Source organism: Polaribacter sp. SA4-12, assembly GCF_002163675.1.
Lineage (GTDB): Bacteria > Bacteroidota > Bacteroidia > Flavobacteriales > Flavobacteriaceae > Polaribacter.
The window spans coordinates 3,142,915-3,155,838 of the sequence record NZ_CP019334.1 but is presented as its reverse complement, the minus strand read 5'-3'; the positions used below and the strand labels follow the sequence as shown (position 1 = coordinate 3,155,838).

Sequence of the window (12,924 nt, the reverse complement as noted above, 5' to 3'; positions counted from 1 at the left end):
TTTTTGATTATACTTCAACTACATCAATTTCATTATTAATATATATTAGTATTTTTTTTCCAACTTTATAATTCATCGACATTAAAACTCTTTCATATTTTAAAAGCTGTTGATGATGTTCTGTTGATGGATTTCCTGTCTTATAATCAATAATTACAACTTCCCTTTTTGCAGTAAAAACGAGTCTATCAGGAATAATCACTAAATTGTCTATATCTACAATTTCTCTTTCATTAAAAACCACAACATTATCAGAGAAGTAAATTGCTAAATCTGGGTGATTTACAACATCATAAATACTTTTTTTGATAAACGCTGTTTGATCATCATCTAAAACACCTTGCTGATTGTATTGAGAAACAACACTATCAACATCTTTTTTAGTGATAATTTTAGCAAATATTTCATGAAATAAATTTCCAAAATTAATAGCCTCACCTTGTTCTGTATTCCATAATTTAGAAGAATTCGCTAATAAAACGATATTATGTTCTTGCCAAGGTGTTGAAATAAATTTCTCGTGAATTTCAGCTACAGAAGTTTCTGTTTCATTTTTACTCACTCTTTTTTCATCACCAAAAGAATATTCTAAAACCTCATCATTCCAAAGATCTTGTTGTTTTAAATAATTAATAAAAACACCTGAATAGAAATTTGCATTCTCTTCACCTTTGGAAGATAGTTTTTTCTCAGTTATAACGTGTAATTGCTCTACAGCTCTAGTTAAAGTAACATATAATAAATTAAAATTATCTAGTTCTAATTCTTCTCTTTGATGATTATAAATATCCAAACCTCTTTCGCTCACAATACTTAAACTCTTACTATAATCTACCAAAAGTTCACTAAAACCATCATAAGATTCTGGCAATTCATTTAGCCACGATTTTGGTTTTATTTGTCTATAAATATCAACATCACAAGGAAAAATAACGACAGGAAACTCTAATCCTTTAGATTTATGAATCGTCATTATCTGAACAGCACTTGCGCTTTCTGGCGCAACAATACTCAATCTATCTTTTTTGAGTTCCCAAAATTCTAAAAACTCACCAATATCAGTTCCATTTCTTTGTCGTTCTAAAACGACATCTAAGAAAAACTGAATATAAGCATCCGAAGAATTAACCAAATTAAAACCTCTAATTATCTCTTCTATTTTTTCGTAAAATGGTAATTGATGAAAAGACGAAGCATCAAACGAAACTCCGTAACTTTTTAAATACTCTAAAATAGTTTGATTATCAGCTTTAGAAAATTCTTTAAAAAAATCATTTTTAGGACCTGCTATTTCTAAATGTTGATGTAAAAAATAAAGCATTTCAAAACGAGACTCTTCATCACTTGGGTTTTGAAAAACCTTTAGAATGTCAATAATAAAAGAAACCTTTCCACTATTTTGAAGCAACAATGTTTCTGAAGAAACAATATTCACACCTTGCTTTGAAAGATAATTTGCAACAGCAACTCCATCTTTTCTTGTTCTTGTTAAAACACAGATTTCATTTAAAGAAAAGCTCTCCTTTAATTGATTTATTTTTTCTAAAACTTTCTGTGGATATTTTACTTTCTCAATGTCTTTATCTTCATTTTTATCAAGAAAACTTAACGAAACATAACCACCTTTTTTAGAATTTTCTATTTGCTTATTCCCTTCTACAAACAAATGTTTATACGATTCATTTTGAAGGAAATTAGCAGTATGCTGAAAAAATGTATTATTAAAATTGATGATTTCGGAATAACTCCTGAAATTGGTTTCTAAGTTTTTAATTTCTTTTGAAACATGAAAAGGATTTACTCTATCTGAACCTAACTCAATAAACTGTTCTGCTTTTCCTCCTCGCCATCTGTAAATTGCTTGTTTACCATCGCCAACCAACAATAAATTACTATTTTCTTGCGCTAAAGTATTATCAATTAACGGAACTAAATTTTGCCATTGTAACACAGAAGTATCCTGCATTTCATCAATAAAATAATGTTGAAATCGCTGCCCAATCCTTTCATAAATAAATGGCGCTGGTTGGTCTTTTATGTTATCAGAAATAAGCTGATTAAACTCTGCGTTCAATCGAATGTTATTATCTTCTTTTATAGTTTCTAATTCAGAATTGATATTATTTAAAACAGCTAAAGGAATGATACTTTTCAACGCTAATTTATTCATTGAAAATTGCTGAAAAATTAACTCAGACTCTTTAAATAATCGGATAATATCAGGAATTATTTGTTCTATGGAAGCTGCAACAGCATCTAAAGTCGATTTTGAATAATATTGATTATTATCTATCGCCTTTTTGATTGTTTCACTTCGTTTGATAAAATCAATATTGACAGATTTTGTACTTAAGTCGTTAAAGAATTTAGGAATAGTTCCTCGCATAAAATCTTTATGCTCTAAATCATTATTCTCAATAATTTGAAGACATTCTGCACCAATCTCTTTAATCGATTCTTTTAATTCTTTCTGTTGATTATAGAGCTTCGTCTTTAAATTTGTAAAATCGTCTAATTGTTTATCTGCTAAACTTCTAAAGTGTTTTACGTCATCTTCATTTAGTAAAATTCTTGCAAACTCACTTAAATCTCTAGAAATATCCCAAGATTTATCATCATCAGTTTTATCTAAAGAATAATCAATCAATAGATTTGTCAGTTTTTTATCTGTTCCAATTTTAGAAATTAACACATCTACAGCTTCGTTAAGTAAAGAAACTGCATCCATTTCTACTTCAAAATTAAGCGACAAACCTAAATCGAAAGCAAAGCTTTTAATGATTTTATGTGTAAAACTATCAATAGTTGTAATTGAAAAAGCAGAATAATTCTGTAAAATCGCGTCTAGTATTCTCTTACTTCTTTCCTGAATTAATGATTTATCAACAGAAATTTCCTTGATTAGGATATTAAATAAGTCATTTTCTTTACCATCAGCAAAATCTTCTAAGCTAGACAAAACACGCTCTTTCATTTCACCAGCAGCTTTGTTGGTAAACGTAATTGCTAATATTTTTTGAAACGAAAAAATATCATCAGAATTTAATAAAACTTTTAAGTACTCTTTTACAAGTGTAAACGTTTTACCACTTCCTGCTGAAGCATTATAAACTTGAAATGTAGATGAATTTTGCACAGAACTATTTTTACTGCAAAATACAAAAAGCCAAACAGTTATTGTTTGGCTTTATAATTATATTTTTTAATTAAGCTCTATCCTAAACCTACATCTAAAGACATCATCACAATAAATCCACCAATAAAACCAAGTGTAGCAATATCTGTATATTTATCTCTTTGTGTTTCTGGAATCACTTCTTCAACAACTACAAAAATCATTGCTCCTGCTGCAAATGCTAAAGCATAAGGTAAAATTGGTGTAAAAAATGATACTGCTAATGCTCCTAAAACAGCTGCAACTGGTTCTACAACTGCAGATAATTGTCCATACCAAAAACTTTTTAACCTACTAACACCTTGTCTTCTTAACGGCATTGCAACTGCAAAACCTTCTGGAAAATTCTGAATTCCGATACCAATTGCTAATGAAATTGCAGCAATTACCATTTCTGTTTGCTCCACTCCTACTAAGGTTGATGCTGCTCCAAACAAAACTCCAACTGCCAAACCTTCTGGAATATTATGTAATGTTATTGCTAAAACCAGTAAAGTGGATCTATGTAATTCTGTTTTAACACCTTCTGCTTCATTTTCTTTAAAGTTGATATGTAAATGCGGTAAAATTTTATCCATTCCGAAAAGAGATAAAGCTCCTAAACCAAAACCAATTGCTGCGGGTAAAACTTTAACAAAACCTTCTCCAGGACTGTTATCTATTGCTGGTGCTAATAAACTCCAAAAACTTGCAGCTACCATAACTCCACCTGTAAAACCTAACATTCCGTCTAAAACTGCTCGATTTAATTTTTTAAAAAAGAATACTAATGCTGCTCCTGCAGCTGTTAACCCCCAAGTAAAAAGAGATGCATATAATGCAGCCCAAATTGGATTTTCTTTAGCGTACTCTACTAATTGATCAAATGTACTCATAATATTAAATCTACTTATTTTATTTATTACCCATTATGGGCTTTTTGTATATATAAATTGTTAGCAATTTTATTTGAAATTGAAAGCCTCTTATTATCTATTTGAATTGATAAAGAATCATCAAAATCTTCTTTTTCTAATACTATAATTTGTTTTCCTAAAGTGATTCCTTTTTTGTCTAAGAATTTTAAAAATTCTGATGAAGAATCATTTACACCAACACAAATTCCGATTTCATTTTTCTCTAAAGTTGACAATAAACTTTTTTCAATCGTTTTTAAATTCCCATCTTTATCAGGAATAGGGTCTCCATGAGGATCATGTGATGGAAAACCTAAAAAAGCATCTAATTGATCTACTAATTTTGGAGATTTAATATGTTCTAATTGCTCAGCAACATCATGTACTTCATCCCAAGAAAAATTTAATTTTTCAACTAAAAAAACTTCCCATAATCTATGTTTTCTTACAATATTAGCTGCCGTTTTCTTCCCAAAATTCGTTAACGTTACACCTTTATACTTTTTATAAATCACAACTTCTTTTTCAGATAATTTCTTAATCATATCTGTAACAGAAGAAGCTTTCGTTTCTATTTTTTTAGCAATTGCATTTGTACTGATTCCTTTATCAGCATCTAATTCTAGATGATAAATTGCTTTTAAATAGTTTTCTTCAGAAAGTGTAAACATCTATAAAGTTTAGACAACAAATATATACTTTTTATTTTTATTAAAATAAATTTTTAGACAAGTCTAAAAATTAAATTATATTTGCTGAAAAATATTTTTTTTCATATTCAAACATTAAAATGATAAAGCACATTACACTTGTAATTTTATTGATAACTATTACAATAAATAGTCAAACAATAACAGGGAAAGTAACTTCTACAAAAGGAGAAATACTTCCATTTGCTTCAGTATCAATTAAAGGAACACAAATAGGAGCAACTACTGATGAAAACGGATTTTATCAACTTAAAAGCAATAAAAATAAAATTGTTTTAATAGCTTCATTTACTGGTTTTGTATCTCAAAGAAAAGTAATTACAATAAATTCATCAGAAGAAAGTAGCGTTAATTTTAGATTGACAGAACATTCTGAAATGTTAGATCAAATTACGGTAACAGGAACGAGAACTGATAAAAGAAGAACCAATAGCCCAGTAATTGTAAACGTAATTAATAGTGTTACTTTAGACAATGCACAAGCATGTAATTTATCTGAAGGTTTAAAATTCCAAACAGGTTTACGTGTAGAAACCGATTGCCAAACTTGCAATTACACACAATTAAGAATGAATGGTTTAGCTGGTGGATATTCTCAAATTCTAATTAATGGTCGCCCAATTTTTAGCCCATTAACTGGTTTATATGGTTTAGAGCAAATACCTACAAATATGATTGACAGAATTGAAGTTATTCGTGGTGGTGGTTCTGCTTTGTATGGATCTAGCGCTGTTGGTGGAACTGTAAATGTAATTACTAAAATACCGAAAAAAAATAACTATTCTATTGGCTATACGTATCAAAATATAGATGGAATTTCTGATAACATTATTACTGGAAATGCGACTGTTATAAATGAAGATAGAAATGCTGGAGCTTCGTTTTTTATCAACAACAGAACTAGAGGTTTGTATGATGCAAATGGAGATAACTTTTCGGAATTACCAGAATTAAAGAACAATTCTTTTGGTACAAATATTTTCTTTTTACCTACTGATGATCAAAAACTGGAAATCAACTTCAGTAAAATGAATGAATATCGTTATGGTGGAGAAATGGTAGATGGTGCTCCCCATTTTGCATTGCAATCGGAAGAACGTACGCACGATGTTTATGTTGGTAATGTAGATTATCAAATTAATTTTAATGATGATAAAAGTTCTTTAATTACTTATTTCGCTACTCAATATACAGGGAGAGAACATTACACAGGTATTCGTCCAGATGTTGGCACGCCAGAAGACACAGCTCATTTAGCAAATCCTCCTTATGGAGATTCTGAGACTACAACGTATCAGGGTGGAATTCAATACAATCATAAAGTTGAAGATTTTTTTAAAGGAAATAACTTTTTTACAATCGGAACTGAATTTGTACAAGATGATGTTTTTGATGAAATTCCTGCTTATAATTACGAAGTAGACCAATTAACTAAAAACTACGGATTCTTTTTTCAGAGTGATTGGGAAATCACAGAGAAAATAAATTTATTAACAGGAGTAAGATTAGACAAACATAATTTGGTTGATAATGTAATTGCGAGTCCAAGAATTTCTTTTTTAGCAAAACCTTTTGGAAACGCTCAAATTAGAGCAACATACGGAACAGGTTTTAGAGCCCCTCAATCTTTTGACACCGATTTACATATTGCTTTTGCAGGTGGAGGAATTTCAAGAATTTCTTTATCGGATAAATTAAAAGAAGAGCGTTCTAAAAGTTATAACATCTCTTTTAATTATGACAGACCTACAGAACATTATATCTATGGATTTACAATTGAAAGCTTTTACACACATTTAAACGACGCATTTACACAAGTAAATATTGGAAGTGATAAATTTGGCGAATTATTTGAAAAACAAAACGGAGATGGAGCAACAGTAAAAGGGATTACCCTAGAAGCTCGTTTAAATTATGATGGAATTTTTCAAGTAGATATAGGCTTTACGCTTCAATCAAGTGAATTTGATACTGCTGTAGAAAACTCAGATATTTTAGACCCTAAAAAGAAATTTTTAAGAACACCTAATACATATGGTTATGCAACATTGACTTATACACCGAATCAAAAATTTAAGACATCAGTAAACTTAGTTTATACAGGTAAAATGGATATTCTTCATTTGGCTTCACCTCAAAATTTAATTACAGATGCATATTTCACGTCCCCTACTTTTGCTGAAGTTGGTTTTAAATCTAGCTATACATTTAATGTTGAAAAATTGAATACCAATATTGAATTATTTGCCGGAGCTAAAAACCTTTTTGATGATTATCAAACCAGTTTTGATATTGGTAAGGAAAGAGATAGTAACTTTATTTACGGTCCGGCAACACCAAGAACAATATTTGTTGGTTTAAAATTCGGTAATTAATAGTATTGGTGTTTTAAGCGTTGATTTAAATCCAAACTTTTAATTAAATTTAAAAGAAATGATTATTCAACAGATAAAAAAGTTTTATTATTATAAACTAAGATTAGGCTAACGATTGCTATTCCAAAGTCTTGGAACAAGGGAGCGCCCTTTAAAACTATAAACCAGTCCTAATGAAGGCATTATATGTGACTTCTGACTAGCAAATTTATCTTGAGAATATTTATACATCATCTGAATATTTAATCCATATTTATCAGAAAACCAAAAAGTATTACCAGCTCCAAAGTCAAGAGTAGGTGTTAAAGACGCAGCTTTAATAAAACTACCTCCAATAAAGATATAAGGCACTACATTATTTTGAGATGTTCCAAAATCATAACGAGCAATTCCGTCAAAAGTTGTATATTTTTGATTATCTCCTATTGCAGTAGAAACCGACCCAACAAAAGTTATTCCAGAAAACATATACTTTGCCAAAGAAAATCTAGGTGTTTGACTTATAAAGGAACCTCCAAGATTTGCACCATCAGCATCTGAGTATTTAACAGAAGCTAAATCTAAACCGAAAGTCCACTTGTTATCTGCACTTTGACTATAAAGTGACATTGTCAAAAATAAGAAGAGAATATTTAAGTAATTAAATTTTATTTTCATTGCATATAGGGGATTAGTAAACAATATTAAAACTTCCTAAACGCAAATATATTGTATTATATGAGAAAACATAATAGTTAATGGTTTTTTATTTACATAGATATACTTTTGAATAGTAAGCTATTAATAAGTAACTCCGTAAAGTATTTTTCTTATAAATGATAAAAAGCTAAAATTAAAACGAAATACAACCCCTACTGTAAACTAAAAATAAGAACGTATACTTTCAAATCTATTTTTGGAAATCTATAAATAGATTATGTACTTATTCCAAACATTTTATAAATAACAAAATCAAATTAATATCTTTGAACAAAATATTTCAGGTTGAGTACCCAGAACATTGTAAATCAATATCAAAATTCTGCGAATGTTTCGCAGATAATTAAAGCACTTCAACAAGACAAAAACCATTTTCAAATATCGAATTTGGTCGGCTCTTCGTTGTCTTTTGTTATATCAGAAAGTTTCAAAAAAGCAGACAAACCCTATCTTTTAATCTTTAATGATAAAGAAGAAGCTGCTTATTACTTAAATGATTTAGAGCAATTATTAGGCGAAAAAAATGTACTATTTTACCCTGGCTCATACAGAAGACCTTATCAAATTGAAGAAACTGATAATGCAAATGTTTTATTACGTTCTGAAGTTTTAAATAGAATTAACTCTCGTAAAAAACCTGCAGTAATAGTTACTTACCCAACTGCTTTATTTGAAAAAGTAGTTACCAAAAAAGAATTAGAAAAGAACACCTTAAAAGTTACGGTTGGCGAAAGTTTATCGCTCGATTTTGTAAACGAAGTTTTATTCGAATACAAATTTAAACGCGTAGATTTTGTTACAGAGCCTGGAGATTTCTCTGTACGTGGAGGAATTATAGATGTTTTTTCTTTTTCTAATGACGAACCTTACAGAATTGAATTTTTTGGTGATGAAATAGATAGTATTCGTTCTTTTGATGTAGAAACACAGTTATCTAAAGAAAAACTGAAGAAAGTTTCTATAATGCCTAATGTTGAAAACAAAACATTAGAAGAAAATAGAGAAAGTTTTCTAAAATATATTTCTTCAAAAACAGTCATTTTTACGAAGAATATCGATTTATTAGTTGGTAATTTAGATACTTTCTTTGAGAAATCTAAAGAAGCTTTTAAAGATTTATCCAAAGAAATAAAACACGCAAAACCAGAAGAATTATTTTGTAATGGAGATTTTATTAAAAAACAATTACAAGATTTTACCTTGGTTAATTTTGGAAATCAAAAATCAGAAAACCAAAAAATTGAATTCAATACCATTGCACAACCTTCTTTTAACAAGCAATTCAATTTATTAATTGAAAACTTAGAAGAATATCATAAAGGAAGATTTACCAATTATATTTTTTGTGCAAATGAGCAACAAGCAAAACGTTTTCACGATATTTTCGATGATGCTGAACAAGAAGTTCATTATGAAACTGTTGTTTTTTCTTTGTACAAAGGTTTTGTAGATGTCGATAATCGATTAGTTTGTTATACAGATCATGAAATTTTTGAACGTTACCATAAATTCAGATTAAAAAATGGGTACGCTAAAAAACAAGCAATCACAATTCAAGAATTAACCAAACTAGAAATTGGCGATTATGTAACACATATGGATCATGGAATTGGAAAGTTTGGTGGTTTGCAGAAAATTGATGTTCAAGGAAATAAGCAAGAAGCAATAAAACTTGTTTATGGAGAAAGAGATATTTTATACGTAAGCATTCACTCGCTTCACAAGATTTCTAAATTTAATGGAAAAGACGGAAAAGCACCTAAAATATACAAATTAGGTTCTGGAGCTTGGAAAAAAATCAAACAAAAAACAAAAGCCAGAGTTAAACATATTGCATTTAATTTAATTCAATTATATGCAAAAAGAAAACTACAAAAAGGATTCGCTTTTGGTCCAGATACTCACATTCAACATGAGTTAGAAGGTAGTTTTATGTATGAAGATACGCCAGATCAATTTACATCTACTCAAGATGTAAAAAATGATATGGAAAAAGAACAACCAATGGATCGATTGGTTTGTGGTGATGTTGGTTTTGGTAAAACAGAAGTTGCTGTAAGAGCTGCTTTTAAAGCAGTAGATAATGGAAAACAAGTCGCAATTTTAGTACCTACAACAATTCTTGCCTTTCAACATTACAAAACCTTTACAGAAAGATTAAAAGATTTTCCTGTTAGAATCGATTATTTAAATCGCTTTAGAACTGCAAAACAAAAAACGGAAGCCATAAATGGTGTAAATGATGGTTCTGTAGATATTATTATTGGAACACATCAATTAACTAATCAACGTTTAAAATTTAAAGATTTAGGTTTATTAATTATTGATGAAGAGCAAAAATTTGGTGTTGCTGTAAAAGACAAGTTAAAAACACTAAAAGAAAATGTAGATACATTAACGCTAACTGCAACTCCAATTCCAAGAACGTTACAATTCAGTTTAATGGCGGCAAGAGATTTATCTGTTATAAAAACGCCACCACCAAACAGGCATCCAATAGATAGTAATGTAATTCGTTTTTCTGAAGAAATAATAAGAGATGCTATTTCTTACGAAATTTCCAGAGGAGGTCAGGTTTTCTTTATTCATAATAGAATAGAAAACATTAAAGAAGTTGCTGGTTTAATACAGAGGTTGGTTCCTTCCGCTAAAGTTGCCATTGGTCACGGACAAATGGAAGGTAAAAAGTTAGAAGGATTAATGCTCAGTTTTATGAGTGGCGAATTCGATGTTTTAGTTTCTACAACAATTATAGAAAGTGGTTTAGATGTACCAAATGCCAACACTATTTTTATTAATAACGCCAATAATTTCGGACTTTCAGATTTACACCAAATGCGTGGTAGAGTTGGTCGTTCTAACAAAAAAGCGTTCTGTTATTTTATAACGCCTCCTTATCATATGATGACCGATGATGCCAGAAAACGTATCGAAGCATTGGTTTTATTTTCAGATTTAGGAAGCGGAATTAATATTGCCATGAAAGATTTAGAAATTCGTGGAGCAGGAGATTTATTGGGTGGTGAACAAAGTGGATTTATCAATGATATTGGGTTTGATACATATCAAAAAATACTACAAGAAGCAATTGACGAGCTTAAAGAAAACGAATTTAAAGAATTATATCCTACAGACGATTCTAAGCCAAAAGAGTATGTAAAAGACGTAACTATTGATACTGATTTCGAAATTTTATTTCCAGATGATTATATCAATTCAATTACAGAAAGATTGAGTCTATACAACAAATTAGGCGAGCTAAAAACGGAAGAAGAATTACTAGTTTTCGAAACTGAAATTATAGATCGTTTTGGCGAAATCCCTACACAAGTAGAAGATTTATTAAATTCTGTTCGTATAAAATGGTTGGCAAAAGAACTCGGTTTAGAGAAAGTTATTTTAAAGCAAAAAAGAATGATGGGTTATTTTGTTGCCAATCAACAAAGTGATTTTTACCATACAGAAGCGTTTACTAGAATGTTAGAATACGTTCAGAAAAATGGAAAAAGCTGTGTTATGAAAGAGAAAGAAAGCAAAAACGGTTTGCGTTTATTAGTTACTTTTATTCGAATTGATAGCGTAAAAACTGCCTTAGATATTTTAACGAAGATTTAAATTAATTTTTAGAAGCTATTTCCTGCTTTCCACTGTATCTTTTTATGAAAAATAAAAAGGATGCCGTTTCAATCAGGGCTAAACTTGTTTGGAAACTTCTGTCATCCTATGTTTGTAAAAATAAGGATCTGTTTTTAAAAAGCTTAAATTAGATTTAATATTTAACAAGAAAAGTAAGGGTAAAGGAAAAGATTATAGTCCGTCATTTGTCATTAAAGACCGTTCGCAATGCTAATCACTTTACCCCTTACTACATAAACTTGAACAGATCATTAGACCATCAAGTCTGTATTTAGGATTGATAAGTAAATGTAGTAATTTTTCTATAAAAACATTTGATATGAGTAAAATTATAGGAATTGATATTAGTAAGCAAACCTTTGATGTTTCTTATTTAGAAAAAGATAAATGGATTCACAAAATTTTTAAGAATCAAAATACAGGTTTTGAGCAATTTATTAAATTGATTAGTGCATCAGACTGGATTGTAATGGAGGCTAGTGGTCCTTATTATGTTCAGTTAGCAACTTTTTTACATGCATCTAGTTTTAATGTATGTGTATTAAATCCTTTGATAATTAGAAGATATAGTCAAACAAGATTATATAGAGCAAAAACAGATAAAAAAGACGCAAAGACAATTGCCGAATATGGTGCTCAATATGAGTTAAAAAGATGGTGTCCAGAGAGTAAACCTAGTATAGAAATTAAACAACTTTACACAGCTTTAGAATTACTAAAAAAACAAAAACATCAAACAAAAAGACAATTAGAATCCTTTGAAGCAACAGGTTTGTTGAGTTCGGATCTTAGAAAAGAATTAAAACAAGTACTAATATTATTAATAAGACGTATTGATAAGTTTGAAAAAAAGATAGAGCAAATAGGAAGATTAGCTTATAAAGACACGGTTGAAAGAATAAAAACGATACCAGGAATCGGGCTAAAAACGGCTATTATGATGAGTGTTATTACAGATAATTTCACAAAATTTGATAACTATAAACAACTGACTGCTTTTGTAGGATTTAGTCCAAGGCTATATCAATCAGGAACAAGTGTAAAAGGTAAAGGACATATTTGTAAAATGGGCAAACCTCAAATTAGAAAACTTTTGTATTTATGTAGTTGGTCTGCAAAAAGAGTAAATAAAAATTGTATCGAAATGTATGAACGACTTAAAGAAAAAGGAAAACCCGAGAGAGTAATTAAAATTGCAATAGCTAATAAATTAATAAAGCAAATTTTTTCTATTGCGACTAACAAACAAATTTACAATGAAAATCATCAAAACTTATATTTTCTGAAATAAAAGAAATTTTAACAATAAATAATAGTTTTTTAACACAGATCATTGCGAAGTTTACTTTTTTGTAAACTGTGGCAATCTCATATTAAAAATAGAATACTTCGTTCATATTAATGACGTTAATTTAAAAAGAACATAAAAGGTT

General features: G+C 29.4%; 7 protein-coding genes. 3 read left to right on the top strand and 4 right to left on the bottom strand.

The genetic code is table 11. From position 1 onward, the window contains the following. Positions 1 to 7 precede the first annotated feature (7 nt). The 3 genes from BTO07_RS13670 to BTO07_RS13660 form a co-directional block, all read right to left on the bottom strand. Positions 8 to 3,136 carry a UvrD-helicase domain-containing protein gene (locus BTO07_RS13670; RefSeq protein WP_087521761.1) on the bottom strand — a complete coding sequence of 1,043 codons (3,129 nt, stop codon included), beginning with the start codon at positions 3,134 to 3,136 and terminating at the stop codon, positions 8 to 10. Positions 3,137 to 3,213: 77 nt separating this feature from the next. Continuing rightward, positions 3,214 to 4,050 (bottom strand): ZIP family metal transporter, encoded by an 837-nt coding sequence (locus tag BTO07_RS13665; protein ID WP_087521760.1) that lies wholly within the window; start codon positions 4,048 to 4,050, stop codon positions 3,214 to 3,216. 26 nt (positions 4,051 to 4,076) lie between these two features. Next, positions 4,077 to 4,742 carry a metal-dependent transcriptional regulator gene (locus BTO07_RS13660; RefSeq protein ID WP_087521759.1) on the bottom strand — a complete coding sequence of 222 codons (666 nt, stop codon included), beginning with the start codon at positions 4,740 to 4,742 and terminating at the stop codon, positions 4,077 to 4,079. A gap of 119 nt (positions 4,743 to 4,861) precedes the next feature. Between BTO07_RS13660 and BTO07_RS17640 the strand changes: the two genes are divergently transcribed. Further along, complete coding sequence (locus tag BTO07_RS17640) at positions 4,862 to 7,156, top strand: TonB-dependent receptor (protein WP_087521758.1); 2,295 nt, start codon at positions 4,862 to 4,864, stop codon at positions 7,154 to 7,156. Positions 7,157 to 7,264: 108 nt separating this feature from the next. Here BTO07_RS17640 and BTO07_RS13650 read toward each other — a convergent pair whose 3' ends face one another. Then, the gene (locus BTO07_RS13650) at positions 7,265 to 7,765 is read right to left on the bottom strand and encodes a hypothetical protein (protein ID WP_087521757.1); all 501 of its coding nucleotides are present in this window, start codon (positions 7,763 to 7,765) and stop codon (positions 7,265 to 7,267) included. A 375-nt stretch (positions 7,766 to 8,140) separates the two neighbouring features. On the opposite strand from BTO07_RS13650, the gene mfd reads away from it, so the two are divergent. Together mfd and BTO07_RS13640 are read left to right on the top strand one after the other, a co-directional pair. Beyond that, the gene (mfd, locus tag BTO07_RS13645) at positions 8,141 to 11,470 is read left to right on the top strand and encodes a transcription-repair coupling factor (RefSeq protein ID WP_087521756.1); all 3,330 of its coding nucleotides are present in this window, start codon (positions 8,141 to 8,143) and stop codon (positions 11,468 to 11,470) included. Between the two features lie 340 nt (positions 11,471 to 11,810). Beyond that, positions 11,811 to 12,782: an IS110 family transposase gene (locus BTO07_RS13640; protein ID WP_087519519.1), complete on the top strand. Its 972-nt coding sequence runs from the start codon at positions 11,811 to 11,813 to the stop codon at positions 12,780 to 12,782. The last annotated feature ends 142 nt before the right edge of the window (positions 12,783 to 12,924 follow it).

Excerpts from the sequence above, each read along its gene's own strand:
- BTO07_RS17640 (WP_087521758.1), top strand. The coding sequence starts at position 4,862 with ATGATAAAGCACATTACACTTGTAATTTTATTGATAACTATTACAATA.
- BTO07_RS13660 (WP_087521759.1), bottom strand. The coding sequence starts at position 4,742 with ATGTTTACACTTTCTGAAGAAAACTATTTAAAAGCAATTTATCATCTA.
- BTO07_RS13665 (WP_087521760.1), bottom strand. The coding sequence starts at position 4,050 with ATGAGTACATTTGATCAATTAGTAGAGTACGCTAAAGAAAATCCAATT.
- BTO07_RS13650 (WP_087521757.1), bottom strand. The coding sequence starts at position 7,765 with ATGTCACTTTATAGTCAAAGTGCAGATAACAAGTGGACTTTCGGTTTA.
- BTO07_RS13640 (WP_087519519.1), top strand. The coding sequence starts at position 11,811 with ATGAGTAAAATTATAGGAATTGATATTAGTAAGCAAACCTTTGATGTT.